The sequence below is a fragment of the Armatimonadota bacterium genome (assembly GCA_016125185.1).
In the GTDB taxonomy this organism is placed as follows: Bacteria; Armatimonadota; Fimbriimonadia; order Fimbriimonadales; family Fimbriimonadaceae; genus Fimbriimonas.
This window is the reverse complement of record WGMG01000006.1, coordinates 889,147-914,546: the sequence shown is the minus strand read 5'-3', so window position 1 is coordinate 914,546 and position 25,400 is coordinate 889,147. Positions and strand designations below refer to the sequence as shown.

General features: G+C 56.4%; 25 protein-coding genes. 11 read left to right on the top strand and 14 right to left on the bottom strand.

The features are described 5' to 3' along the window. Window positions 1–14 precede the first annotated feature (14 nt). The 7 genes from GC165_12190 to mntH all read right to left on the bottom strand — a co-directional run bounded on the left by GC165_12190 (window position 15) and on the right by mntH (window position 6,770). Window positions 15–1,475: an FHA domain-containing protein gene (locus GC165_12190; protein MBI1333625.1), complete on the bottom strand. Its 1,461-nt coding sequence runs from the start codon at window positions 1,473–1,475 to the stop codon at window positions 15–17. A 1-nt stretch (window position 1,476) separates the two neighbouring features. Beyond that, window positions 1,477–2,295, bottom strand: a complete 819-nt coding sequence (locus GC165_12185) for a hypothetical protein (protein ID MBI1333624.1) — start codon at window positions 2,293–2,295, stop codon at window positions 1,477–1,479. Next, window positions 2,261–3,649, bottom strand: coding sequence for a TIGR04222 domain-containing membrane protein (locus tag GC165_12180; protein MBI1333623.1), 1,389 nt, complete (start codon window positions 3,647–3,649; stop codon window positions 2,261–2,263). The genes GC165_12185 and GC165_12180 overlap by 35 nt, the downstream gene beginning before the upstream one ends. Window positions 3,650–3,711: 62 nt before the next feature. Further along, on the bottom strand, window positions 3,712–4,218 hold the full coding sequence (locus GC165_12175; protein ID MBI1333622.1) for a DUF1003 domain-containing protein: 507 nt from the start codon (window positions 4,216–4,218) through the stop codon (window positions 3,712–3,714). Between the two features lie 93 nt (window positions 4,219–4,311). After that, the gene (locus GC165_12170; GenBank protein ID MBI1333621.1) at window positions 4,312–4,635 is read right to left on the bottom strand and encodes a hypothetical protein; all 324 of its coding nucleotides are present in this window, start codon (window positions 4,633–4,635) and stop codon (window positions 4,312–4,314) included. Window positions 4,636–4,664: 29 nt separating this feature from the next. Next, the gene (locus GC165_12165) at window positions 4,665–4,928 is read right to left on the bottom strand and encodes a hypothetical protein (GenBank protein MBI1333620.1); all 264 of its coding nucleotides are present in this window, start codon (window positions 4,926–4,928) and stop codon (window positions 4,665–4,667) included. Between the two features lie 456 nt (window positions 4,929–5,384). Continuing rightward, a complete protein-coding gene (gene mntH, locus GC165_12160; GenBank protein MBI1333619.1) occupies window positions 5,385–6,770 on the bottom strand; it encodes an Mn(2+) uptake NRAMP transporter MntH in 1,386 nt (461 codons plus the stop codon). A gap of 99 nt (window positions 6,771–6,869) precedes the next feature. On the opposite strand from mntH, the gene mntR reads away from it, so the two are divergent. The 3 genes from mntR to GC165_12145 are packed head-to-tail and all read left to right on the top strand — an operon-like array spanning window position 6,870 to window position 8,132. Continuing rightward, window positions 6,870–7,298 (top strand): manganese-binding transcriptional regulator MntR, encoded by a 429-nt coding sequence (gene mntR / locus GC165_12155; protein ID MBI1333618.1) that lies wholly within the window; start codon window positions 6,870–6,872, stop codon window positions 7,296–7,298. 40 nt (window positions 7,299–7,338) lie between these two features. Continuing rightward, window positions 7,339–7,815 (top strand): DUF1579 domain-containing protein, encoded by a 477-nt coding sequence (locus tag GC165_12150; protein ID MBI1333617.1) that lies wholly within the window; start codon window positions 7,339–7,341, stop codon window positions 7,813–7,815. A 35-nt stretch (window positions 7,816–7,850) separates the two neighbouring features. Next, a complete protein-coding gene (locus GC165_12145) occupies window positions 7,851–8,132 on the top strand; it encodes a hypothetical protein (GenBank protein ID MBI1333616.1) in 282 nt (93 codons plus the stop codon). On the opposite strand, the gene GC165_12140 is transcribed toward GC165_12145, so the two are convergent. Further along, window positions 8,129–8,473: a ketosteroid isomerase gene (locus GC165_12140; GenBank protein MBI1333615.1), complete on the bottom strand. Its 345-nt coding sequence runs from the start codon at window positions 8,471–8,473 to the stop codon at window positions 8,129–8,131. The genes GC165_12145 and GC165_12140 overlap by 4 nt on opposite strands. 65 nt (window positions 8,474–8,538) lie before the next feature. Between GC165_12140 and GC165_12135 the strand changes: the two genes are divergently transcribed. Continuing rightward, window positions 8,539–9,495, top strand: coding sequence for a hypothetical protein (locus GC165_12135; GenBank protein MBI1333614.1), 957 nt, complete (start codon window positions 8,539–8,541; stop codon window positions 9,493–9,495). 166 nt (window positions 9,496–9,661) lie between these two features. Here the strand turns inward: GC165_12135 and GC165_12130 are convergent, their stop codons facing one another. Continuing rightward, on the bottom strand, window positions 9,662–10,192 hold the full coding sequence (locus GC165_12130) for a sigma-70 family RNA polymerase sigma factor (protein MBI1333613.1): 531 nt from the start codon (window positions 10,190–10,192) through the stop codon (window positions 9,662–9,664). Then, window positions 10,176–10,880 carry a hypothetical protein gene (locus tag GC165_12125; protein MBI1333612.1) on the bottom strand — a complete coding sequence of 235 codons (705 nt, stop codon included), beginning with the start codon at window positions 10,878–10,880 and terminating at the stop codon, window positions 10,176–10,178. Before GC165_12125 ends, GC165_12130 begins: the two co-directional genes overlap by 17 nt. Before the next feature lie 129 nt (window positions 10,881–11,009). Here GC165_12125 and GC165_12120 point away from each other — a divergent pair, with 129 nt between their 5' ends. The 4 genes from GC165_12120 (at window position 11,010) to GC165_12105 (ending at window position 15,126) form a co-directional block, all read left to right on the top strand. Next, window positions 11,010–12,263 carry a redoxin domain-containing protein gene (locus GC165_12120; protein ID MBI1333611.1) on the top strand — a complete coding sequence of 418 codons (1,254 nt, stop codon included), beginning with the start codon at window positions 11,010–11,012 and terminating at the stop codon, window positions 12,261–12,263. A gap of 167 nt (window positions 12,264–12,430) precedes the next feature. Next, window positions 12,431–13,015 carry a redoxin domain-containing protein gene (locus GC165_12115; GenBank protein ID MBI1333610.1) on the top strand — a complete coding sequence of 195 codons (585 nt, stop codon included), beginning with the start codon at window positions 12,431–12,433 and terminating at the stop codon, window positions 13,013–13,015. A gap of 171 nt (window positions 13,016–13,186) precedes the next feature. After that, on the top strand, window positions 13,187–13,738 hold the full coding sequence (locus GC165_12110; protein ID MBI1333609.1) for a PEP-CTERM sorting domain-containing protein: 552 nt from the start codon (window positions 13,187–13,189) through the stop codon (window positions 13,736–13,738). A gap of 122 nt (window positions 13,739–13,860) precedes the next feature. Next, the gene (locus tag GC165_12105) at window positions 13,861–15,126 is read left to right on the top strand and encodes a S8 family serine peptidase (protein ID MBI1333608.1); all 1,266 of its coding nucleotides are present in this window, start codon (window positions 13,861–13,863) and stop codon (window positions 15,124–15,126) included. On the opposite strand, the gene GC165_12100 is transcribed toward GC165_12105, so the two are convergent. Further along, complete coding sequence (locus GC165_12100) at window positions 15,065–15,667, bottom strand: DUF1990 family protein (GenBank protein MBI1333607.1); 603 nt, start codon at window positions 15,665–15,667, stop codon at window positions 15,065–15,067. The two genes, GC165_12105 and GC165_12100, sit on opposite strands and share 62 nt — an antisense overlap. A gap of 44 nt (window positions 15,668–15,711) precedes the next feature. Here GC165_12100 and GC165_12095 point away from each other — a divergent pair, with 44 nt between their 5' ends. Continuing rightward, on the top strand, window positions 15,712–16,656 hold the full coding sequence (locus GC165_12095; protein MBI1333606.1) for a TIGR01777 family protein: 945 nt from the start codon (window positions 15,712–15,714) through the stop codon (window positions 16,654–16,656). A 192-nt stretch (window positions 16,657–16,848) separates the two neighbouring features. On the opposite strand, the gene GC165_12090 is transcribed toward GC165_12095, so the two are convergent. From GC165_12090 to GC165_12080, 3 genes are all read right to left on the bottom strand, one after another. Then, complete coding sequence (locus GC165_12090) at window positions 16,849–17,727, bottom strand: aldo/keto reductase (GenBank protein MBI1333605.1); 879 nt, start codon at window positions 17,725–17,727, stop codon at window positions 16,849–16,851. A gap of 89 nt (window positions 17,728–17,816) precedes the next feature. Further along, entirely contained in the window at window positions 17,817–19,790 is a 1,974-nt protein-coding gene (locus GC165_12085; GenBank protein ID MBI1333604.1) for an NACHT domain-containing protein, read from the bottom strand. A gap of 40 nt (window positions 19,791–19,830) precedes the next feature. Continuing rightward, window positions 19,831–21,132, bottom strand: coding sequence for a phosphotransferase (locus GC165_12080; protein MBI1333603.1), 1,302 nt, complete (start codon window positions 21,130–21,132; stop codon window positions 19,831–19,833). Between the two features lie 188 nt (window positions 21,133–21,320). Here GC165_12080 and GC165_12075 point away from each other — a divergent pair, with 188 nt between their 5' ends. Beyond that, window positions 21,321–21,722, top strand: a complete 402-nt coding sequence (locus tag GC165_12075; GenBank protein MBI1333602.1) for a four helix bundle protein — start codon at window positions 21,321–21,323, stop codon at window positions 21,720–21,722. Window positions 21,723–21,749: 27 nt separating this feature from the next. Then, window positions 21,750–25,328, top strand: coding sequence for a DEAD/DEAH box helicase (locus GC165_12070; protein MBI1333601.1), 3,579 nt, complete (start codon window positions 21,750–21,752; stop codon window positions 25,326–25,328). Window positions 25,329–25,400 lie beyond the last annotated feature (72 nt).

The window sequence follows — 25,400 nt, the reverse complement described above, 5'->3', positions numbered from 1 at the left end:
TAACAAGCCATGATTTAGCTTTGCTTTTGGAGAGTAAAAACCGCGCTTCCGAAGGCGACTTCGTCGCCGGGATTGAGGGCGGTTGGGGCGGTCATCGGCAGGCGATTGACCCTTGTTCCGTTGGCGCTACCGGTATCGGCTACGACGACCTGGTCGTTCTCGACTGTCACGGTGGCGTGACGCCGGGAGACGGTGGTGTTGGAAGGAAGAAACACGGTATTCCCCGCGTCTCGCCCGACTGTGTTGACGCCTGGTGACAGCGGATACGGCTTCCCGCTGAGGTCGACCAGAGCGTAGGCGGCGATTGGCTCGGGTGCGACGACGGCGGTTAGACTCGCGGCGGGCACGGGCTGACTTTGCATCATCGGATCAGGGCCGGTGGCTACCGGTTGGGGCGGACCTGGCTGGGGAAAAGCGCCGGCAGGCATTCCGGGTTGGGGAATGCCTGGGTGCGGATAGCCAGATTGCGGGTATCCCTGGGGGTACTGGGGCATCATTTGCCGGGCGGGTCGTACCGCTCCACCACTGTGGAAGACCAGCGTGGCCTCGCCGATTTGAATCGTATCGCCGGGACCGAGTGACGCTTGGGTGACGGGCTGGCCATTCAGCAAGCCAGGAAAATGTTGGCAGTCGAGAATGAACTGGTTGCCTTGCCGAAAGATGCAAGCGTGGACCGGCTCGACGCCTTTGTAACCCCGAATGGGAATCTCGACTTCGCCCGAGCCAATTCGGTTGGCCTGATAGTCTAGGCTCCAATCTCGGAACTCGTTGCGACCGTGCACCAAGCGCAGCGAAGCGCGGCGCGAGGTTACGTCAGCAATTAGAACCGTCAAGCCGAGGGCTACACCGACGACGACCGCTTCCGTCATCCAGATTGAAATTGATGCCAACATGTACGAATCGCTCTGAGCCAACTTGGTGACATCGAGCGACGTCATCATCCGGGCCGCCGCGATCAAATCGGCCACAGCCCTCCCGATGAAAGTAAAAATGGCAGCGACGATGGTCGAAAAGATGGCCCGAGCCATGCGTTGGCGCGTCGGTCCGACGGCAAGCGCAATGGTCAAGGACATAGAGGCGGGCACGAGGACAAACCACGCCATCTCACCCAAAAACTGTCCCGAGGGACCACTGGCGCGCATAGCCAAGATACCGATGTAATCCGAACCAGAGTCGGCGCAGCTATTGAGAATCGCCCCCAAAACCGTGCCGAGGATCGTCGAGAAAAGCACCCGTCTCGGCGTTCGGCGACCAATTTCTAGAATGAAGCAGAACGATCCGCACAAGATCGCCCCGAAGGTCGCGTGCTGAACGTTGGTCCATAGAGTCCCAAACGTGAAATGGTATTCGGGATCGCTGGGCTTGAGCCAAGGACGAATCAGCGTCTTCTCGTACGGGTGGGCGAAGAAGAACGACAAGAATGCCGCCACGGCTCCCATGATGGGCAACAGGAAATACTTCAGCCGATACGACATGTCATTTCAATTCTTGGCGCGTGCCCTCAATTTTACTAGGACGCTCGAAGTCTTCGCGAAGATTGCGCGGTTCGAAGAACTCTTCGTACATCGCGAGGGCCATGGCAATGCCGATGACAATGTCGTAAACCGTCCACCGAGGCGCGTTCCTGTAGAAGTGTGCATCCACTAGGTTTGAGGTCGCCTGACGATGGGTGTAGTCAAACCATGTTGTGTAAATACTGCTAAACAAAGCCCCAATCATATCGACGGCAAACCCGGTCACCAAGCCAACAACCACCCAATAGGTTGGACGCCACCTAAACGTCGAACGCCTTCCCAGCCCAATCGAGATGGCAAACGACATGCCTAACGTGGCAACCAAACTGCAAACCATCTGATCAGCAAATGTTGACGGAAAATGCAAAATGTTCTCGGCGTGGACACCCGACAGGTCTCCAAGGGCATCGGCCGACATCGTGGCAAGGCCGCCCAGGACAAAAGCGACGATCGCTGACGGAAAGGTTCGCCAAAGAGGCTTTCGGCCAATCTCAAGGATCACGACAAACGAATAGCAAAGTAGCGCACCGAAAAGGAACCAATGAAAGTGGCCGAATTTCGTACCGAACGTATATCGACTAAGTGGATTGTTCGGATCCCCTCCCGAATAACGAAGCGTGTCGCGGAAAGGAAAAGCGATGACCATCGGGATGATCGCCGAAAGAATTCCGGCCAACAACAGCAAAACGCCCTTCCAACGGCGGGCTCTTGGTGAAAAAGAACGGTTTCCTTCGGGCATGGTGGCTTTAGCCGCCGCACCCTCCGCATCCGCCTCCGCCACCACAACCTCCCCCACCGCCGCAACTCGAACTGCTGCTGCAATTGTTGTAGTACGAGTTGGAACTTGAGTTGGTGTAGGTCGGCTCTCGATACGCGCCGTACATCGTCAGCGAACCGAAGAGGGCGCAGGCCAGCACCGCCTGATCTGCTGCCGAATAGTGGTTCTGAGACTGAAGCGAAGAGTGCGTCTGCCGGATCGAACTGAGGAACGTTTGCCCCTTCCGGCTTCGCACCGGCGGCTTGAAGACTAGTAAGATGCTGGCGGCCAGCGACAGACAACACAGAATAACTAGAATCATCACCGGCTTATCTCGACTGATGCCAACGCTGATTTTCATCGCGCCGTAGATCGGTGCGGCAAGCGAAATGGCGAACGCAACCAGCGAAGCTACCCTTGCTTGGTCAGGACGCATCACCAGTCCGGCCCGCACGAGGTCTCCCAGCAGATCATACGTTGCCGTCTCGCATGCCCTTCGGATGGACAAAACTTTTCGAGGTTCACCGCCGTACACGCTCGCCAGGATCGCATTCTCCAACCGATCATTCGTGGTGTACGGCATGTCGGTGCGTTTGACATCCATATGCCGAAGGTCAAGCTCAAGCGCGCCAATATTCAAAAGGTGAGTGAGGGCCGCATTAAAGGCGAGGACCGGGCCACCGTTCAGGTAGGCGATGGCATACGGGCTCGGGTAGTTCGATTGGTCGATCCGACCGGTGGCCGGAACACTCAACAACCACCTCGCAGTGAGCGCGACGGAGAAGAGGGCGACCCAAATAACAACGTAGAAGCGTAGGAAGTCGGGTCCGCGAAAATCGAGGGGATTGCCGACGGCATTCTCGGCACATCCAGCAATCACCAGCAGCGCCCCTACCAAACCGACGCCTTGCAGGAGGTCGCGCACCAGGGCCTTTGGGACGATGTAACTGGGAGTCTTCTGTTTCTTAGGCGCGGGACCCCAGATATCGGCCGGGGGCTCTTCGCCAAACGCCTCACGGTAGCTGGCGAGGGTCTTGGCGAACCAGTCGTCGAATTTGGCCCTCTCGTCCGGCCCACCGGTGGACGGATAGTGGTGGAACGGCTTGCCGAGCACGTTCGGGCAGAAGTTCTGCCAATAGTCGAAGGAGTAGGTCAGGTGAAGGTGCCAGACTTCGTCCACCACCTCGCTGGGCGAAACCGGATGCCCGGACGCGATCGCCAGAAAGCAGAATCGTTTGTATTCGTCGATGGCTCGCTGCGCAAACGCCGCAGACCAGCCATTCTCTTTGGCCAGCTTTGCCGAGAACGGAAAACTGGCGTTGGGATCGTCAAGGCTGTACTCCTCCAGTCGCTTTCGGAGAGCAGAATTGGCTTCCATCTCAATAAGAGCTACTTTAACACGATCGCTCGGGTTGGGGGAATTAACACTTTCTTAACAATTCACGGCTGACCGGACTTGGCTTCCGAGAGCCGAGCCTCCAGCTTGTCGATCTTCTCGATCATATAGTCCATGATCTTGTCCTGGTGCATCAGGTGGTCCATCAGGAGGCGAATCTCAGTTTCGGCCGTCTGGTTGCACTGATAGTCGCTCTGCGCCACCAGTCGGTCCTTTTCCGACTGCCGATTCTGGCTCATCATGACGATCGGGCCGGTGTACGCCGCCTGGAAGCTGAGGGCGAGATTCAGGAGGATGAAGGGATAGGGATCGAACGCCTTGAGTGCGCCGGGATGGATTGCGAAATAGACGTTGGCGACGATCCAGAAAAACAAAACAACCGACTGCGTGATGATGAAAGGCCAGCTGCCAACGAGGGACGCGACCCGGTCGGCAACTTTTTGGCCAACCGTCATCTTGGAATCATGGACTTCGTTGACATTTTTGACCTCGGGATGGTCGTGGTAATAACTGTAGAGAGGACCGTTTTCGGTGAGCTCGGTTGGCGACATGTTCCAAGTTTGCACCAGGGTGGGCAAAAACGCATAGGACCTGACGAAAAAAGGCCGCCCGGGTACCTGTCCCAGGCGGCCCTGACCCAGAAGTTAGGCCTCAATCAGCGTTCCTTCCTCAGAAAATTTCGGAGGAAGTTCCGCAATCAAATGGGGGCTTTCGTGGGGAATATCTTCACCACGAACCCCTTGCGCCTCTCGAACCTTCGCACGAAGGATGAGGACATCACGAGCAGATGTTAAATGCCATAGGGCGACGGAGTTCTCTTTGCAAGCCAAACCTCTTTTCTGAAACTCCGCCAATTTGTCGACAAGGACATCGATCACTTCTTCGATCGTACAGCCGTTGATTCCCACTTCTTTCGGATTTCCGTGCTGAAATTCCAGGCGAATGTGCGGCTGGTCTACGACCGGCACCGAGCCATCGATATGCCTACTCACCTAGATCATTCACCCCGGTCTTGCGTCAGGCACGTCTGCAGGAGACGGCAATCCGCCGCGAGGTGTTCGAGGTGATCGATCGACCGATTCAAGAAGCCGCGCTCCCACTTTTTCTCCGACCCCAACGAGGAAAGCTTTTCTCGACATCGACCGGTATAAGCCTGAATTCCCAATTGAAGCTTCAGCAGAGTCTCTGCTTTGGCTTTCGGGTCAAGATTGCTTTTCCAAGTTTCGGCGAGGCGCTTTTCAAGTGTGATGATTTGGTTCATTTGATCTCCTTTTGGTAGTTGGGCCGAGGCACAGCATTGTGCCTCGGCGTTGCCGACGTAAATCGAAGCGGTGTGAACAAGTGGGTGGCAGGGCTCAATATCCGCCCTTGGCTTCCCTTTCTCGATATGTTCTCGTTAAAACCTTGTTTGGTCAAGGATAAAACCCGTTTGCCGCACCAACTCGGATGCGACGATGTGTTCCGCAAATGACACCTCCTTTGAGGAACGGCCACGAGACGTCTGATCGACTATCTCTTTCGACGTGTCTACGAGGTTAGCTGCCGGGTTAGAGCCGAAAGATGCTCTTCCAAGATTGGATTCACCCCAAAAGTCTGGGTCCCCCGTTCCGAACGTTGTCCGGACTCGACGAGATTTAAGTATACCCGAGATTTTTTCTCAGGACCGAACCAAGGGCGTGGCAACAGAGCAAGGACCAGGCTCAAAAGCCGCGTCAAATTACTTGTTTTCGGCGGCGATTTCGGGCTGGTAGACGTACTGGACGTAAAGAATGAACGCGACCACCGCCGCCAAAGCCGCTCCCAACCACATCGGGCCAATTGTGTCGTATAACAGGTACACGTTAAGCGCGGTAATGGCGGCGACCACCACGTAGCCGACTACCTGTGCCCATGGCGCATTGGCATAGTTACCCATCTTTGCCCGATCGCTTGTGACCATCAACAGCGGGAAGATCGCAAAGGGCAACTGCATCGAAAGTACGACCTGCGAGATCACAAGAAGTTGAACTGTGTCCTTGCCGCCACTGAGGTGGATGAGGATGATGGCAGGGACGATGGCGAGCAGGCGGGTGATCAGCCGCCGCAACCACGGAGCGACCTTCCACTTCATGAAGCCCTCCATCACGATTTGGCCAGCTAGCGTGCCCGTGATCGTGGATGATTGACCTGAAGCCAGGAGCGCCACCGCAAAGATGGTCGCCGAGGCGGCCCCAAGTGCGCCGTGAAGCAGGCCGTGACCCTGCTGAAGCTCTTCGACCACGGTTCCGGCTTTGCCAAAAACGGCAGCAGCCAGAATGAGAATGGCGGCGTTGACGAAGAAGGCAAAACTGAGGGCAACGATCGTGTCGATCGTGTTGTACTTGATCGCCTGATCGAGATCGCCCGCCTCCTTTCCGCGCTTTCGCGTCTGAACGATGCTAGAGTGCAGGTAAAGGTTGTGAGGCATCACCGTCGCGCCGAGGATGCCAAGCGAAATCAGCAAGGCATCGCGGTCGGGCACGGTGGGAACGAAGGTGCCCCGTAATGCTTGGCCCCAAGCGGGCTGAGACATGACGACCTCATACAGGAAGCAGAGGAAGATCGTCGCGACCAGGGTTAAGACGATGGCTTCCACCTTGCGGAAGCCAAATTTCATGAATCCCAGCAGGAGCAAGACGTCGAATCCCGTAATCACGACGCCAAGTTCGAGCGGGATATGGAACAGGAGGTTGAGGGCAACAGCCGAGCCGATCACTTCGGCCAGGTCGCAAGCGATGATGGCGATCTCGCAGAGAATCCACATCGCCACCGCAGCCGGCCTCTTGTAGTAATCGCGGCAGGCCATCGCCAAGTCTTTTCCCGTTACCAATCCCATGCGGGCGCAGAGAATCTGCAGGAACTGGGCCATCAGGTTCGAAAGGAAGATCACCCACAGCAGGGCGTAGCCGTACTTAGAGCCCCCCGCGAGATCGGTACCCCAGTTGCCGGGGTCCATATAGCCTACGCTGACGAGGAATCCTGGTCCCGCGAACGCAAGGAAACGACGAACCCACGAGCCCCCTTTCGGAACTTCGACGGTCTCGTTTACTTCGGGGAGGGACCGGCCCTCTAACTCGTTCGCCACCGCTTCTCCAAAATGTAGCCTTGGCTACATTTGTAAAGTATAGCCTTAGTTTCCTCTAAAATGTCAAGCCTATGCTACAATTTGTTGGCTGGGCTCACAATGACGATCGAGAAACCGCAGAACGAACTCGCGCAGAACTTTGCGCAGACGCGAGAGGCGCACCGCACGGAGCTGGCCGAGGACTACGTCGAAGTCATTCTCGACCTGAGCGACGAACACGGCGAGGCTCGCCTGGTGGATATCGCCAAGCGGCTCGGGGTCGCGCATCCCACGGTTTCCAAAGCCCTGAAAAAGCTGGAGCAAGAAGGTCTCGTCGTTCTCAAACCGTACCGAGCCCTGAAGCTAACGGACGAGGGCGAGGAACTGGCCAAGCGGTGCCGCCAACGCCACCAAACGGTAGTCGCTTTCCTGCTGGCCCTGGGCGTCGACCCGATCACAGCCGAGATCGAGGCCGAAGGCATCGAACATCACGTCGGCGAAGGAACGCTGGGTCTCATGGCCAAGTTCACCGACGAGCGATCGCACTAAGTGCATTTCTTGAGAGCTTAAATTCGTCCTTAAGGACAGAATGAGCTTTATTCCCGTTTTTGCATGCCTGTGTGCCGTGCAGGCGCCGCCCGAAACTCAGTTCGATTTTTGGGTCGGCACTTGGAACCTCGACATCGAAACCCGCCGCGATCCCTCCGTCAAGGAGTGGACCAAGACCAAAGGAAAGAATGTCATCGAAAAAATCCTCGACGGCAAAGTGGTCCAGGAAAACTTTTCCGGCGGCGCCCTCACCGGCAAAAGCTGGTCGGTGTACAGCCCGGCCACCAAGTCTTGGCGTCAAACCTGGGTTGATAACAGCTCGGGCTACATCGTGCTCAACGGCAAATGGGAGGACGACAAGATGGTGCTATACGACCAGCCGCCCCAAGGGGCCAAGCACCACCGAATGATCTACCAAGACGTCAAGAAAGACTCTTTCGAATGGCTTTGGGAGGTCGAAGCGGGCGACGGTAAGTGGGAGCCGGTCTTCAAGTGCCATTATCACCGCGCATCGTGAAACCTTTTGGTGGCGAGTCCTGTAGCTTGAATTAAGTGTTCCAAGACGTTCCGCTTACCTTTGCCTATATCTTCACGGCGGCCACCATTCTGATGGCCATGTTTCTCGTCCCGAGGAGGGTCCTTTGGCTCAAACGTGACTCGCTTCAGCGTGGATATGAGAACGGTCCGCGGTTCGGAATGCGGTTCGGAATGTGGCGTGGACGACTTGTTCTGACTCTCTTGGGTGCATCCATTCTTTGCTTTGGTTGGCACCTCTACATGAAAAAGGTCGCGTCGTACCTTGGCCCTTCTGCCTCCATGACTCAGGACAACTAGCTTTCGATGTCCATCCGCGACACGAGACTGCCGTCAAACGTGTAGGTGTGCACGACGACGGCGTCGGCCATGACTGCCCCGGTCGTGTTTCGAACGACCTGGTGAACGCTCACCTGCACTCGGCCATCGCCAAGCTCGATCATGCCAATTGGTTTCACGGTGGGATCGATGACCTCCCACTGGCGCTCCCAATACTCGCGAACGGCAGTTTTACCGTGGACCTGACCGCCCTCCCACCCGTTCGGCCAATCGACGTTTTCTGTCATCCCAGAAAGCACGCCATCAATATCCCGATCGTTGAATCGACGGTACAACTCCCGCAGCATCTCCTCTCGCTCCATATCGCTTCCCTACTCCGACTTAGCATTCGCTGTTGCTTTCCTGGGGCTCATCCGTCTAAGTACTTGTGATTCCGCTTCTGGCTCCCAGCTACACGGTCACCGATCTGCACTTTGCCGCTCAATCCGCCATCATGAGCGAAACCGGAATCATCGCCGGGAAGATGTATTCCGCCGACCGGGGCTCGGCCGAAGCCTTCGTTTGGAGGCACGGCAAGCTGACCAAGCTGCCAACCATCCGGGAAATTTATGCGATCAACGCCAGTGGCCAAATGGCGGTGCAGTCCGACAAGGGCTACGGTCTCTGGAATAACGGAATTGTCACTTTGCATTCACCGGGCGATACGGTCGGGCAACCAGCCGGAATAAGCGACGACGGCCAAATCACCGAAATCGTCTCGACCGGATCGGAAGGCATGTACAACATTTCGGTTTGGCCAAGGACCAACCCTGTTGCTCACTCGTTCGAAGTTCGTCCCCGCCCCGGCGCGGTCGCGCCGGACGGAAGCATCGCCGGAACGCATGGCTACGGCCTGCAGTTCCGCTTGCACGATCGGCCACTCGGATGGCTGTGGGTTGCAGGGGTGAAAGAAAGGCCGATCGGGACGGCCCAACAACAGGCGGTTCCCACCTGCATCAGCCGTGCCCACCGCGTGGGCGGGACGTTCACCACGCCCGGAAGCGTCTTGTCGCTTCCCTTCGACTGGGCCGACGGTTACTTCCGCGCTCTGCCCGTACCTGCAGGCAACTCCTCCACTGGTCAGGTGGTTGGAATCAACGACCGAAACGAGTGCGTCGGCTGGTGCGACTGGCAACAGAAAATTCCCAATGGCATCGCCAATGTCGTCCATGGCTTCCTGTGGCGAGCGGGCATTGCCTACGACCTCAACGACCTGATTCCCGCCGATGCCAACCTGGAGATCATCAGTGCCCTCGGCGTGAGCGCCAAGGGCGAAATCTTGGCCACCGCCAAATCGAGAGCCTACGGTTGGCCCACGACGCTGGTCATCCTCAAGCCGACTTAAGCGGCCCAAGTTAGGAATGCGGTCTTAGGGATGGACAGAACCATCTGCCACCACTCGGCATCAAGATCGGAATCGTCCAGACGGGCGGCCAAGCGAATTTCGTCCAGGCGAGTCTGGTTCGGCTGCACTTCATTGGCCCAAGCAGAAAGCAGAACATCGAGTTCGTTCATCGCTCCATCTCCTTCGCCAGACGTTGGCGGGCTTCCGAAACGTGGTATCGAATGGTGCCCGCCGGCTTTCCCAAAGCTTTCCCGATCTCTTCGCTGCTCATGCCGCCTACTATGTTCATTGTAAACGATGTTCGCCACTCTTCGGGCAGTCGCCCAATGGCCTCATCCAGTCGTCGCATGGAATCGTTCATTTCCACCACCTTGTCCGGCCCACACGCACCGTCCACCACTTCGAACGGCATGGCGTACTCCAGGTCCTTTCTCGTTCTCTTCCGTCGACGATGGTCCACCACCAAGTTCGATGCAATCGCAAAGAGCCATGGTCGCATTGCCGTTTCTGGCTTTTCGATCGCCTCACCAATGTGCCGCCAGACACGGACAAAGACCTGTTGAAGCAGGTCTTCGGCCTCGTCTCGTCGGCCGCATTGACCAAGCAGGTACGAAAAAAGGACCTTTTGGTGCTCAGCAAAGAGCCGATCGAAATGATCGGCTCTTTGCCGCGCCGCAAGATCAATCGTCGGTTCCAATAGAGCCCAGCTTCTCCGAGGTGATCACGTTGAGGAGCGAGATCAACTCCTTCGGAGCCGTAATTTTGCCCATCAGGACGATTTCGGAAATCTTTGCCTGCAGAAGCTCCTTCGGGACGTCCGACGCGAACGTCACCTTGCCCATGATCACGAGCGGCACCGGCTCTTTCAGATATTCCAGGAACTCACGGTCGATCGTCTCTTTGCCCATCACCGTTCGGCACCCGCCCGGCACGTACAAAATTTGCCCAGTGATCTGCGAGAGCTTCGACGAGAAGGCCGCTTGACTGTCGCGAGGAACTAATATCTGACCAACCACCCGGACTTCCTTGTAGCCCACGCTCGGCACCGTGCTCGTGACGAAGCACTGCCCGACGATCACGAGAATGGTGTCGGGGTCGCCAGCCGCCAGCGCTTCTCCGGCAAGCTTGAGTTGACCAGTCATACAATTGACCGGCACGTTCGACGGAAGAATCACCATCGAACCCACGTCCGAAACCTGAATTCGGTTGAGGGCAGCAGCGGCACATTCGGGGATCAACACGACTCCCACGTCGCGGATCATCTGGATATCGTTCAGGTCTTCGGGACTCTTTGCGAATCGCAAATCGACGACCCCCATATCCCGGATGACTCCGGCGCGGGGCGTTCGATTCGAAGAGTTTTGTTCTTGATTTTCGTCTGTCATGGCTTCTCGTTGGCGGGTTGCCAAACCTCTGACAACTAACACGCAAGGTCGCTGCCTTCCGTTGGAATTTTTTTACCCCCTCCGCAAATATGCGGGGAAGTACAATGCTGTTAAGAAGGAGACGCCATCATGCTAACCCCACTTATTCTCGCTTCGTCCATGGCCATGGCCGGCCAAAAGGCGGACAAACTCACCATCGACCCCAAGGGAGCGGTTGCCGCGAAACTCGGCTACTATCCGGTTCCGATCCAGGTTTCTGACCAGAAGCCTGCCTCTATCAAGAAGGAGCCGACCTACCGAGCCACGCCCAAGTACGGCATCATCAAAGTTGGTGATGGCCCCAAGAGTGAATTTGCATTTGCGCTCGACGAGCCGTCCGACGCCGATTTCAAGATTTACATCGATAAGAACCACAACGGCGATCTGACCGACGACGGCGATGGCGCTTGGAACACCAAGCGAACCGGCGATCGACCGATGTACGGCGTTATGGACGTCACGCTTCGTGCTTCGTACGGTGACGCGAAGCGCGAGAAGTCTTCGGCCGAATACACCATCGGACTTTATCGATTCGTCCGCGAGGGCAATAACCCCGTGTTTTCCTATCGCGAGTCGGCTCGAACCGGCAACGTCACCCTCGACGGCAAAAAGCATAAGGTTCTGCTCGTCGAAAACGATGCCAACGGACTGTTCGACAAGCCGGTCGACAAGGTCGAAGACGCCACCAAGACCCGACCGGTGTGGATGCTGATCGACCTCAACGACGACGGAAAGTACGCCAGCGGCATGCTCGACGTCCGCGCTCCTTTCTCGATGGGGGATAAAGCCTATGAGGCGAAGATTAGCGCCGACGGATCGAGCATTTCGGTGAAGTCCACCACCAAGCCGGTGCTGGATCTGGCTCCCAAGCGCGCCGAGTCCAAGCCTCTTCTGAAGCCAGGCACGCCCGCGCCGCAGTTCACGGCTGAGATGTGGGGTGGCGGAGACGTCAACCTCTCCAACCTGAAGGGCAAGATCGTGATCCTCGATTTCTGGGCCACCTGGTGCGGCCCATGCCAAAAGTCGATGCCGCATCTTGAGTCGGTGTACGAAGCCATCAAGGGCCAAGACGTCGCCGTCCTCGGCCTGTGCGTTTGGGACACCAAGGCCGCTTACGAGAAGTGGGTTCCGCAGAACCAGAGCAAGTACACGTTCCCGTTTGCGTTCGACCCCGCCGCCGACAACACAACGAAGAGCATCGCTTCTTCGCTTTTCAATGTCTCCGGCATTCCGACCACCTATATCATCGACAAGAACGGCAACGTGGCTGACGCGATCGTCGGCTACGACGAAGGCGACCATCGCCTCGAAGACGCGCTGAAGAAGCTCGGCGTGAAGATGTAGCCGCATTGATGGCTCCGACCGACTGGGTTGGAGCCATCGAACTTAGCCGAACGGCCCAATTCCCAGCAATTTTAACAGGTCCTTAGCGAACTGGCTCAGGTTGCCTCCTACAATGACAGTGCGGTTCCGGGGTTTTACGCATTCGTTTGAAAGGAGAAAACCAGAACATGTTGTCAGTCTATGCGGGGCTGCTTATCACCAGCCTGCAAACCCCCAACATCTCGCCACTAATGCCAGCGATCCAAGGTCAAAAACAAGGACAGATCCAGGATCAGAAGGCCCAAACCGCAGCCCTCCTCACCGTTGGCACCGACGCCCCCGACTTCACCGTCAGCAAATGGGCGGGTGGCGACATCAAACTGTCGTCGTCGAAGGGCAAGATCGTCGTGTTGACCTTCTGGTCGACCACGGTTCCTGCCAGCTCGACCGGTCTTGCCGACACCGAGAAACTCGCCAAGTCGACCAAAGAGCAAGGCGTCGACTTCGTCCAAGTGGACACCTGGGACGACAAGAGCAGTTACGAGACCTACATGAACGCCAACATATCGGCCTACCCCACGCTGATGTTCGGTATGGACCCTTCGCCCAAGGACGATATGAACATCGCCAAGGGACTGTATAAGGTGACGGATCTTCCGACCACGTACGTCATCGACAAGGACGGCAAAGTCGCCGCCGCGTTCTCTGGATTCCAGCAGGGCGATACCCGGCTACAAGACGCCCTTCAGAAGCTCGGCGTCACGATCGGCTAGCCGTCTCCGCCCGGTGGTCCTACTTGGACCCCGGGCGGTGCACCAGGTATTTCTGCCGGTTCTTGCCCGGTAGGATTACCGGGAATCATCAGCCTTTTAGCCTGAAACCCTCACAAACGGTGTTAGACTTATTGGTGTTGGCTCGAGGGCAAATTCGAGTCATGGTGATTTATGCTGGTTTCAAATAAAATGAAGGCTCTTGCTTTTGTGGCGTCGGCCTTCTTATCCGCAGTGGCGTTTTCTCAAACTCGAGGCTCGTTCCTGGATGTCGACGGTGTGTCTGACATTACGGTGAATTCGCTTGGAGACGGTCTTTCCTACCAAGTGGTCTTGGGTGCCAACCCGACCTTTACCTATAATAGCGTCGTTTACACCATCACCGATCTGATCGGCTTTTATGCCCTTTCGAACGATGTTGATGTAAACGCGACAGCCTCCAACCAAGGCGTTTGGACGGCCAACATCAAGAACTCAGGTACTGGCGGAATCGCAGGCTGGAAGACGAACCCGAACTCTGGCTTGACCCCTGGTCAGTCCTACACGTTTGTATACGACTCGCTCGACACAAGCACGGTCGATGAACTCGGCTTCGACGTTCGCATCAACGGTACGTTCCCTGGCACCACGGGCAACACGGGCCATATCGCTGTGGTTCCTGAGCCAGCCGCATTTGCCGCGCTCAGCATCGGTTTGATTGCTCTGCGACGAAAGCGAAAGGCTTAAATCCCCTAAATTAACTTCAATAGCCGCTTTTTGGTGAACCAAAGAGCGGCTTTTTAGTTCACTATAGAAAGAGCTTTCGGCTTTCCTCCGAATGCTTGGGCTTCATTTTGTTAGGGAACAAAATGCTTCGGACTTCAACTCTTTCACTCGTCGCGTTGTTTTTGTTGGCTGGATGCGGAGGCGGCGGAAACAGCGGCTCATCTATCATCGACCCCGCCAACGACCCAACCTGTTCAAGCAATGTTATTGCCCGACCGCAAGGCGATAACGCCTCCCTTTTGGCCGAACCAGGCGTGATCGTCCCATCTTCGACCGTCGCCCGAGCTGCCGATATCGGTTATCGAGCCCACACCAACCACCTGATCAACGCCAGTTCGGTAGGACGTGGCACGGGTCCCACGGGCTTAACGCCAGACCAGCTTCGAACGGCTTACAGCATCCCGGCTGATCTTGGTTCCGGCGCTATCGCCATCGTCGATGCGTACCACTACCCTAGCGCCCTTAACGACTTTAACGTCTTCTCCACCGAGTTCGGCCTTCCCACCGAGTCGTCATCCGATCCAAACGGCACTTCGAATGCCGTATTCCAAGTCGTGTACGCCTCGGGGTCGCAGCCAACCGTCGATACCAGTTGGTCTCAGGAGTCCGCTATCGACACCCAATGGGCCCACGCCATGGCGCCGCACGCCAAGATCTACCTTGTGGAGGCGGCTTCGAACTCGCTGGCCGACCTGATGGCCGCCGTCAATGTGGCAAAGAACATCGTGGGGGTCAAGCAAGTTTCGATGAGCTTCGGCGCGACCGAAGACGGTTGTCTGTACGTGCACTACAACGCCAACCTCACCAAGTCCGGCGTCACCTTCTTTGCCGCAGCGGGCGACACTAGCGGCGAACTCGACTTCCCCAGCCTCTCGAAGAACTGCGTCGCCGTCGGCGGAACAAGGTTAACCCTCACCACCGGCGATGCGCGTTTGGCCGAAACGGCTTGGACTAAGACGGGTGGCGGACTCAGTACCCTAGAGCCTCGACCGACGTTCCAGAACGTCGTCGTAGACTTCGTTCAGCGCTACCGTGGGGCGGCCGACGTCTCGGCCGTGGGCGATCCGGCAACTGGCGTTTCCGTTTACGACAGCACGCCTGACGGCGGCCTTAGCGGGTGGATTACCTTTGGCGGAACTAGCGTTGCTTGTCCGATCATCGCCGCCATCGTCAACGCCGCCGATAACAACTGGACCAGCAGTCAGGCGTTCAATACCAATCTCTACAACCAGATCACGACCGGTGCGCTGTTTGACGTGAAGGCTGGCAAGTCGGGTGCGCTTTCCGCTACGACGGGTTGGGACTTCCTGACGGGCGTGGGCTCTCCGAACGGCTTAACTGGCTTCTGATATTCTCGATTCCGCGTCTTCGGGCGCGGAGCTGAAGAAATCTTGCGATTGGCAAGCCGAGCCAGAACGCCCAACTGTTGGGGCACGCGGTGCTCTCAACCGTGAGCGTCAGCTTGCCGTCCTTTTGCTCCAGCGTCGCCGTCCAAATGCCTCGGCCGTGGTGCTTTTGGGTCGTCACGTAGCCAATGCGACAGGTGTTCTCGGTTTGCTCGGCGACGTAGATTTCGACCATCGACCAGAGATAGAGGCCGGCATAGAACGGAAAAAACCGTGCTCGCTGAAGCACCCGCTCGCCCTTCATCAGGTTTCGCTTCTCGTCGCGGAATCGACCAAAAAACTGTACGGCGTCGGTGGGATAGTAGTCGCCCGCCAGCATTTGGCGTGCCGCCTGCTCGAATTGGCCCGGCTGGGCATGCTCGACTACCGTTTCGCAGATGGAGTCTTCGAAGCAGACGAACGCGCGCTTTCCACCCGTCGTTGGGTCCCACGAGAGCGGCGCTGACTCGTATTCCCGAAATCTCTTCTCTATCGCGGCATCCATATTTCAACCTTACGCTATAATTATGTCGGAGATTTCAGAATTTTGTGAAAATACTCATTCCCGGCGGTTCTGGACACGTGGGCGCGGTTCTGATCCGACACTTTCTGGCTCAGGGGCACGAGGTGACGGTGCTCTCTCGCCATTCCTTCGAACTTCCAGGCGTGGCGGTCTTAACGTGGGATGGCGAAACGGTTGGTGATTGGGCAAGCACCGTCGATGGAACCGAGGTAGTCGTCAACCTCGCGGGTCGAAGTGTGAACTGCCGGTATCGCCAAGCCAACCTCGACGCGATGATGAATAGCCGCGTGCGCTCGGTTCGGGCCGTTGGACAAGCGATCGCCGCCGCCAAAAATCCTCCACGCGTGTGGCTGCAGGCCAGCACCGCCACGATCTATGCTCATCGGTACGATGCGCCGAACGACGAGGCAACAGGAATCCTGGGAGGCGATGAGCCCGGGGCACCCCGCACCTGGAACGCCAGCATTGCTATCGCCAAGGCTTGGGAAGCCGAGACGCTAGCAATTGAGACGCCAAGTACCCGCAAGGTGCTGATGCGAAGCGCGATGACCATGTCGCCGGATTCAGGGAGTGTCTTCGATGTTCTATCTCACCTGACTCGCCTCGGCCTGGGCGGAAGGCTGGGCAACGGCCGCCAGTACGTTTCCTGGATTCATCAGACCGACTTTGCTCGCGCGGTTTCCTTCCTCATCGACCGTGAGAACTTGGATGGAGCCGTCAATCTTTGCTCGCCAAATCCCTTGCCGCAAGCCGAGTTCGCTTCCCTATTGCGTGCGGTGTGGCATGTGCCGTTCGGCTTGCCCGCCACCGAATGGATGGTCGAAATCGGGACCTGGCTTCGACAAACCGAAAGCGAATTGGTGCTCAAGAGCCGTCGCGTCATCCCGACTCGATTGTTGGAGGCGGGTTTTACGTTCGAATTTCCCAACTGGGGGCCAGCCGCAGAAGATTTAGCTACAGCGAATCGCTGACGGCCCCGCGACGATGAGAGGCGGTCGTAACGACCGGGTCGTACCGATTCTCGGCACACCTCGGACTCGGCAACTTTCGGTCTATCCAGGGGTCTTCGCTTCGCTCGACCACCTGGCTACCTTCTACGATCCTTAAGGATCGAAACCGGAGACTTTACAATTTTCCGTAAGCCCCCAAGCTAGAAGCTCTCCCTACGTCTGTCCCACCCAATCCGGCTTCGCCACTTCCTTCCACCGATTGCGAATCCAATTCAATGTCATGGTGTCGAGCGCCCCCTTGGAGACGATCGCCTCATTCTCAGCAAACCGCTCTGGCTTCGACGCCCCAACGATGGCGACGTGGATATCCTGCGAGATCGTGAACCGCAGACACGCGTCGAACATCTCGGGATACAAGTACTTGAGCTCCTGCAGTCGCTCCCAATAAACTCGTCCGTAACCCGCCTCCTCGCCGGTTTTGTGCCGCCAGGCGACATTGGCCACCGGGCGCTTGGCGATGACGCCCAAACCCTGCGCCTTGGCCAGCGGCAGCGTCAGGTCGATGCACTCCTGATCGGCAAAGTTCACGCTTGTCTGGATGGCGTCGAACACGCCAAGACCGAGCGCATGCTTCATCGTCTGACCATCGCCGCTGTACCCGATGTAGCGCGCCTTGCCCGCCGCCTTGGCTTCCTGGATCACCTGAATAGCCTCACCCCGGTCGAGAACCTCGATGCTACAAGTGTGAAGCTGGATCAAGTCTAGACGGTCCGTCTGAAGGCGCTGAAGACTGCGATCGATGGACTTTCGAAGCATGTCCGGCTCCCAATCCTCGCCCGGCAGGCCCGACGTGTGTCCGCATTTGGTGAACAGCCAATAGTCATCGCGGCGATGCCCCACCGCCTTCCCGATCTTCTCTTCGCTGTCGGCGTAGCACTCGCCGGTGTCAATCACATTCATGCCGTTGTCGAGGGCTTCGTTGAGGATCACCTCGACGTCGCTTTGCGCTGTGCCGCCAAATCCAATCTCCGATCCTCCAAAGCCGAGGACCGAAACCTGCATGTCGGTTTCGCCGAATTGCCGCCTTTCCATTGACTATGAAGTTACCTAACAACCAACCAAAAACAGTAGTGACTCAACACAGACTATCCCTCAGACGTCAAAGCAATAGGTACAAGCAGCTAGAAGCTATCTGTTGCCATGCCACTATCCGCAAATTCTTCAATTACAACTAAGTATTCTTTCTTGCGGGACTCAAGCCATCCATGAAGCTCCCCAAAGAATCCAAACGCGCAGGCTTCAATGGCCCGACTCCAGCTCAAGGAATCGTTTGACTCCTCCAGAATTTTATCAGTGCGTTCGCTTATCTTGTTCATAATCGCCAAGATAAGGGACTCAGGAAAATATATCTTTATGTAGTAATGAAAAATCTTATCGTAGTAAGATAGCGGTCCTTCAACTTGTCCAAAGATCCTACAATCTTCCTCAACGTCAGATCCGATGATTTCCTGAACGAACTGAGGAATCGTTATTTCACTGAGGGCATTGACCTCTAACATGATCTGATCAAGACGTCCACCGTTAACAACATGGGTAAATATTGAGCGCAGGGTCCTATCATCATCTCCGCCATCAATATAGGTTATTCTAATCGCATCCGTTGCCACCAGAGCTATTCGGCAGTTTTTCAATGCTAACTTAATACTTTGATCCCGAGACATTGCAGCTTTATTGTATCTTCTAAGCAACTCGTCAATTTCCGGCAAAAGTAAATCATGAATATACTTAATACGACACAACTCAAATACAACAGCGTGGAATATCGAGTCCGACGCACGATCTCTAAGTACATCAACCCACTTGCTCCATTTAGCACTATCCTGTTGCACTTTCGACACATACAACCCAACAAAATACTCCTCGAAAGTTCGATGGCTATACTCAACTAAATTGCCTTCAGTGTGCATTATGCACATTGAAGATGTTATCACGTGAAACACATCATCAGCTTTCACATCTGACAGACCAAAGCCCCTTAGGGCTTCCTCAATTAATTCCAATACTTGACTACGGGTATAGCCATGATATGAATCGTATGTAAGTTTCGATGTTCTATAAAGCTTCTGACAAACATATTCGAGAATTAACGTAATAGTCGCAAAGTCACAACCATTTGGCCGATTTCTTACGAAGCCTTTTGTTTGATCATGAGTTAGCCAAAGAGTATAAACTACCTGATTATAGAATGAGGTATACGCAGATTCAATCATTCCTTGAGACACGTAAACCATAAAACACATTATTCCAAGAAGCGGTGTTGATGTAAAACTTGAAACCGCAACAGACCTATGCCTTCTAACGTAATCTATGAATGATGTTACGCGCTCTTGATCAGTCTCGGGTACTAACCTACTCAGAATATTGCTTATTTGCTTAAGTTGAAGTTTTACGGGGTACAATGTGCAGAATTTTTCTAATCCTGAGAGGATACTCTCAGGCCTCGAAGTAAGGACAATATGTAAATAAGGAAAACGGATGGAAATGTCTCGAATTTCGTTGATAACTTGGTTTTGGATAGAAGTAGGCAGCTCATCAAACCCGTCTAAAAGCAATGCGCAAGAGGAGCGAAGAACGAGTTCGGCGAACGAGATACTTACGTCTCTGCCGTTCAATGCTAGATCCTTTCGAACCATCTCAAGAATAGAGTTAGACTGCTGCGGAAACTCGGAAAGGCTCCAACTCTTCAAGTAAATGAGGATTGGCATGCGTTCCCCTTCCTCTATATACTTGAAATACAGCCATTTTAATTGCGTCGTCTTGCCGCAGCCTCCAGTCCCTTTTAAGATAAGCTTTCCGTCGAAAAATGCCACAGTTTGAGGGTCGACATTATGTCGCTTATCTCGGGACCGGATTTCAAATTGTATTGGGACGTATTGACGCCTTATATCCAGCGGGTTATCCGGTGATATAATGTTCTTAAATTTGGCGTGCAGTTGCATCGCTCTCTCTACGTAGACTTGAGAGTTGAAGCGAAGCCCTGGCGTTTTCTGTGCAAGTTTTGCTAGAAGCTTCTCTACAGACTTACTTTCTAAAAGTTTAGCTGCTAAGCCCTCTTGAATTTTGTTTAGGGATGGCTCTAGCGGATGTTTGTCCACAAGGTAATATTACTACCTTTCGCGGTAGAGACCACTCATTTTACCGAAGGGAGCGAATGAAGCCTTCCGCCTCGGGACCAAACTCCACCAGCCGCCGGTACAGCGTCAACTGCACCATCGCGCGGGTCTTGTTCAGGGTCTTCGGATCGCCGTCGCCCAGCTTGAAGTACGTGTCGCCCTTCAGATAGTCCGTCAGGAAGCGAAGGCCAAGCTCAAGCGCGATTGCCTGAACCGCCGGAACCATCATCGAAACCTCCTGGTCGGTGATCTCGGTCGCCGCCAAAAGGAATCCTTCGGCCACGGCCTTGTACACGTCTTCGTCGACCTTCACTTTGCTCAGGTCGGTCTCCTTTTCGCCCGCCACATTCACCAGCGAGCGAAGCATGTCGCCCCAATCCGCCAGCCACGTGAAAGGCATGATGGTATCGAGGTCGACCAGCGCCTTCACGTTGCCGGTGTTCGAGTCGAACAAGAAGTTCTCGATCTTGGTGTCGCCATGGATCAGCGTATGGCGGATTCGCCCTTGCGCGACCGCAGTCCATAGGGCCATCGCAAACGGCTCCTGCTCTTGCACCAGCGCGATGTATGGCGCGAGTTCGGGGTCGTTCAGGCGAGCCTGATACTCCTCTTCGGGAATCGCGACCAAGAAGTGCGGGCCCATCGAGGTCCGCAGAATCGGATCGTCGGGAAGGAGCGCAGCGGCATCTCCCAGCGAGCGATTGCCCGCAATGACGGAATGAAATTGTCGATAGTAAAGTCCGGTGTCGCGGTAGCCGGGCAACGATCCTTCGATGGAGTGCGGCTTGATGCACGACGTCAGATCGGAGTAGATCGCCAGTCCGCGACCGACCTCGGAGGCCAGTCGAAGCTGTTCCTCGCGGCAATCGACCTCGCTGAGGCTCTTGTAAGTGATGGAGTCGGGAATGCGGTCCATCATCCGCCACACCGACCATCCGTGCTCGTCGGTCAGGTCGAGGAAAGTCTTACCGTGGTGTGTCGGCACGAGGTCGATCGGCACCCATCCGTCGATTCGAACCTTATCGAGCGACTCGCGCTGAGCCTGGATACTCGCCGACATGCCATCCATCACGCGGTATGGCAGGGCAAAAACGTCGGTGTTGACCTTCTGAAGCAGGTACTCACGGCCACCGGCAACCACCTCGTAAGTGTGAAGGTTGATGTTGCCTCGACCGGGGAAGGGAGCGACCTCAATATCGCCCTGAACTTGGAATTGCTCGACAACCCAAACAATGTCGGCGGTCGTGTAATCCTCGTATGCGCCTGTGAAGTGGGAGGGTCGCCCCTCGATGACCGCTCTATCCGTAAGCACCTTTTCTTTCACTCTGCCGGTTTCCCCAAAGTTAAGAAAATGGTACCACGATTGCCTTTTGCTGTCAGTCTTCTGCCTTCAGCCTTCTGCGGGAGCCCCGCCACGTCTTCTACTCTTCTCAAAAACTTTGAACTAGTTACTCGTCACCAAACAGCCGCTTACAGCTATAAATGCTAGTTTTCCTGTAGAATTCTCGACGGGTGAGACGATCCGACTTTCGCGACTTACAGGTATGGGAAAAAGCCGCTGAGGTGGGCGTATTGATCTACCGAGTCACCGATCAGTTTCCCAGTGGGGAGAAGTTTGGCATGACGCTACAATTACGGCGCGCCGCCATCTCCGTAACTTCCAACATCGCCGAAGGGCATGGAAGAAGCACGGACGCCGACTTCAGCCGATTCCTCTACATGGCCCTTGGGTCGGTTCGTGAAATGGAGTCCATCCTTGAGGTGGCTATTCGCCTTTCGTTCTTGCGACGAACTGATGCGCCAATCGAAGACCTTCAGACGGTAGCCAAAATGTTGACCGGGCTCATAAATAAGCTCAACGGCGAAAAGTCGTGTTCGTTGGATAGTTCGCGAAAGCAGAAGGCTGAAGGCTGAATACAGAAGGCTGGTACTCTATAACCAATGCGCGTTGCCGAATGGGCTCGCCGTCTAACAGAACTTAATCCCGAACCGTTCGAGAATCAGTCTGGAGCCGCTTGTTGGAGCAGTCTTCCGCCCGAAGCTCGAGCGGTGTTCGTCGCGTCAGCCTACCTGCAATTCAAGCAAAAGATGCTCGTCGTGACCGGCAGTTACGACCGCGCCCTCGCCTGGCAAGCCAAGCTCGAACTGTGCGGCGTCCCCCACGGCGAAATCTTCCAGCTTCCCAGCGGTTCGTCGGCCCTGTTTGAGGACGCGACGCCGGAGCACACCGCCCTTTCTGACCGCCTCGGTGCCCTGCGTGCCCTCGCCGAAGAAGGTCCCAAGATCGTCATCGCCTCCCCCCAAGCCGCGCTGGAGCGAACCCTTCCGCGCGACCTCCTGCTCGAATCCTTCCTCACCCTAAAGCCCAACGAGACCGCCGACCCGCTCAAGGTCACCGAGAGCCTGAAGCGACTCGGCTACGAGGAGCAAGAGCCGGTGCGTCAGCCCGGCGGCTACAGCCAGCGCGGCGGCATCGTCGACGTTTGGCCCAGCGGCTACGAACAGCCCATCCGCATCGAGTGGTTCGACACCGAAATCGAATCTATCCGCACCTTCGATAGCAACACCCAACGTTCCACCGGCGTCATCCCCGCCCTCGGCCTTTCGCCCAGTCGAGAGGTGCTCTTCACCGGGCAAGAGGAGGAACTTCAGCAGATGATCCTGCAAACCCTAGCCCGCGAAGAAGCCCAACTGGACGACGACGTCGCCGCCAACCTGCGGGAGATCATCGAAGGCGACGCTCAAGCCCTCGCCCATCATCAATTCTTCGATCGCCTGGAGCTGTACCGCCCGCTGCTTTTCCCCGACTCGGAATGCGCAGTGGACTTCGTCGGCGACAACGGACTGCTCGTCCTCGACGAACCGCTCGAAATCGAGGCCATCGGCAATCGGGCCGAAAGCGAGCTCAGCCAAGCCCTCGAAGCCCGCGTCAAGCGCGGAGAAATCCTCCACAGCACCGCCAACGACTTCTTCCTCCCGGTCGAACACCTGGATTCCACGCCAAATAAGCTCTCGCTGACCTCAATGAACGACCTGCCACGTTGGCTCACCGCGCAATCCACGTCCGACCTCGGCGGCGCTTCGCTGGAACCCTACCGTGGCCGCGCCGACGCCTTCACCCAAACCCTCAAAACCTGGCGCGAGCAAGGCTTCACCCTCGTCTTCACCACCGACCAGCCCAACCGCGCCAAGACGGTTCTCAGTCAGATCGACATCCACCCGGTCGAGGACGGCGACGACCGCGACTTCCTCTCCCTTGGCAACATCGGCGGCGGATTCGTTCTGCCCCATCAAAAGATCGCTTTCATCTCCGACGCCGAACTGTTCGGCGTCGCCCGCCTCAAACTGCCGCAAAGAAGGTTCCAAGAGGGCGCGCCGATCACCACCGTCCTCGACCTGAAGCCTGGCGACTACGTGGTCCACATCAACTTCGGCATCGGCATCTTTCGCGGCCTGATCAAGAAGGAAGTCGAGGGCGTGGAAAAGGAATTCCTCTACGTCGAATATCAAGCGCCGGACAAGCTCTATGTGCCAGCCGATCAGCTTGATCGAATCCAGAAATACCTCAATCCGGGCGATGTCCCTCCAAAACTGAATCGTCTTACGGGAGGTGAATGGCAGAGGACCTTGGGAAAAGCCAAGGAAGAGGCCCGAGCCTTCGCTCGGGACCTCGTGAAGCTCTACGCAGTGCGGAAGAAGGTGGAGCGAACCCCCTACGGCCAGGACACACCTTTCCAGTCGGAAATGGAGCAGACGTTCCCGTGGGTGGAGACCCCGAGCCAACTGAGGGCGATCCAGGAGTCGAAAGCTGACCTTGAACTTCCCTACCCGATGGACCGCCTGGTCTGCGGCGACGTCGGCTTTGGCAAGACGGAAGTCGCCATCCGCGTGGCGTTCAAGGCCATCCAATCCGGACGACAAGTGGCAGTGCTCTGCCCCACCACCATCCTCAGCGAACAGCACTTCCGCAACTTCGACGAGCGCCTTGGCTCGTTTGGTACCAAACTGGCGCTGATCAACCGCTACACGCACGCCTCCAATCGGCGCGAAATCCTCGACGGACTGAAGGACGGCGATGTCGAAATCGTCATCGGCACCCATGCCCTCCTCGGCACCGGCATCGAATTCCGACACCTGGGCTTGGTCATCATCGACGAAGAGCAGAAGTTCGGCGTGAAGCAGAAGGAGATGCTCAAGCAGCTTCGCTCCGAAGTGGACGTGCTGACCCTTTCCGCCACCCCGATCCCCCGAACCCTCAGCATGGCCCTGATGGACATCCGCCAGATGTCGCTCATCAACGACCCGCCTCCCGGGCGCTTGCCCGTTCGAACTTTCGTTCGCCCTTACGCCGGTGAAGTCGTCCGCGAAGCCATCCTCCGAGAGCTCGCAAGAGGCGGTCAAGTCTTTTACGTGTACAACCGCGTGGACTCAATCAACCACGTTTACGAGAAGTTGCGCAAGCTCGTCCCCACCGCCCGAATCGGCATCGGTCACGGCCAGATGAACGAGCGAGAACTGGAGCCGATCATGGTCGGCTTCATCAAAGGCGAGATCGACATCCTCCTATGCACCACCATCGTCGAAAGCGGCCTGGACATCCCCAACGCCAACACGATCATCATCGAAAATGCCGACCGCCTGGGTCTGGCCCAGCTCTACCAGCTTCGTGGTCGCGTCGGACGTTCCGACCGACAGGCGTACGCCCTCTTCCTCTACAACCGTGCCATCGACGAAACCGTGAAATCGAGCAAGGAAGTTCAGGAAGAAGCCTACGGCCTCAAGAAGAAGAAAAAGACGATGTCCGAGAATGCGCTGGCCCGTCTCCGCGCCCTGCAGGAGTTCTCCTCGCTCGGCTCGGGCTATTCGCTCGCCTTCAGGGACCTTCAGATTCGCGGCGCGGGCGAATTGCTCGGCGCAAAGCAAAGCGGCACGATGGTGCAGGTCGGCTACGAACTGTACACCCAACTCATCAACGAAGCCGTCTCGGCGCTGAAGAACTCGGTCGATGGCGAGCCGGTCACGGCCGAAACCTCGAAGGATCCGCTCGAATCCCTCACGCCGCTCCCGCCGTTCGAAGTGCCGGTCATCGCGCTCCTGCCTGACACCTATATCAAGAACCATTCTCAACGGCTGTACTACTACCAGCAAATGATGTCGGCCCGCGACCACGGCAAGCTCGGCGAGGTTCAAAAGGAGATCGAGGATCGGTACGGACGCGCGCCGCAAACCGTCAGTAACGCCTTTGCCATCATGGCCCTACGCATCACCGGACACTCGCTCGGCATCGAAAAACTTGACGCTCGCCAGGGTCGAATCGCCTGTCAATTCAAGACCAGCGCCGACGTTCCGCCACGCCTGTTTACCATGATCACCAAGTACAACAAGGCCGCCTACCTGACCCGCGAAGCGTTCATTTGGCCCTTCACAACTCCCCCCATCGAAACCATCGACGAGATGTTCCGCGCCATTCAGGCCTGCATGGAAGAGATTGAGCGTCATCGGCAACTGATCAACAACTAGGCGAATACCTGATATTCATGACGTGTGCATAACTTTCGCACTTTTACCTATAGGTTGACCTTCCTGGGTGCC

What these genes read in the sequence shown, in the direction of transcription:
- GC165_12190 (MBI1333625.1), bottom strand. Translation starts at nt 1,475, where the DNA reads ATGTCGTATCGGCTGAAGTATTTCCTGTTGCCCATCATGGGAGCCGTG.
- GC165_12180 (MBI1333623.1), bottom strand. Translation starts at nt 3,649, where the DNA reads ATGGAAGCCAATTCTGCTCTCCGAAAGCGACTGGAGGAGTACAGCCTT.
- GC165_12175 (MBI1333622.1), bottom strand. Translation starts at nt 4,218, where the DNA reads ATGTCGCCAACCGAGCTCACCGAAAACGGTCCTCTCTACAGTTATTAC.
- GC165_12165 (MBI1333620.1), bottom strand. Translation starts at nt 4,928, where the DNA reads ATGAACCAAATCATCACACTTGAAAAGCGCCTCGCCGAAACTTGGAAA.
- mntR (MBI1333618.1), top strand. Translation starts at nt 6,870, where the DNA reads ATGACGATCGAGAAACCGCAGAACGAACTCGCGCAGAACTTTGCGCAG.
- GC165_12150 (MBI1333617.1), top strand. Translation starts at nt 7,339, where the DNA reads ATGAGCTTTATTCCCGTTTTTGCATGCCTGTGTGCCGTGCAGGCGCCG.
- GC165_12140 (MBI1333615.1), bottom strand. Translation starts at nt 8,473, where the DNA reads ATGGAGCGAGAGGAGATGCTGCGGGAGTTGTACCGTCGATTCAACGAT.
- GC165_12125 (MBI1333612.1), bottom strand. Translation starts at nt 10,880, where the DNA reads ATGACAGACGAAAATCAAGAACAAAACTCTTCGAATCGAACGCCCCGC.
- GC165_12120 (MBI1333611.1), top strand. Translation starts at nt 11,010, where the DNA reads ATGCTAACCCCACTTATTCTCGCTTCGTCCATGGCCATGGCCGGCCAA.
- GC165_12115 (MBI1333610.1), top strand. Translation starts at nt 12,431, where the DNA reads ATGTTGTCAGTCTATGCGGGGCTGCTTATCACCAGCCTGCAAACCCCC.
- GC165_12110 (MBI1333609.1), top strand. Translation starts at nt 13,187, where the DNA reads ATGCTGGTTTCAAATAAAATGAAGGCTCTTGCTTTTGTGGCGTCGGCC.
- GC165_12105 (MBI1333608.1), top strand. Translation starts at nt 13,861, where the DNA reads ATGCTTCGGACTTCAACTCTTTCACTCGTCGCGTTGTTTTTGTTGGCT.
- GC165_12100 (MBI1333607.1), bottom strand. Translation starts at nt 15,667, where the DNA reads ATGGATGCCGCGATAGAGAAGAGATTTCGGGAATACGAGTCAGCGCCG.
- GC165_12090 (MBI1333605.1), bottom strand. Translation starts at nt 17,727, where the DNA reads ATGGAAAGGCGGCAATTCGGCGAAACCGACATGCAGGTTTCGGTCCTC.
- GC165_12070 (MBI1333601.1), top strand. Translation starts at nt 21,750, where the DNA reads ATGCGCGTTGCCGAATGGGCTCGCCGTCTAACAGAACTTAATCCCGAA.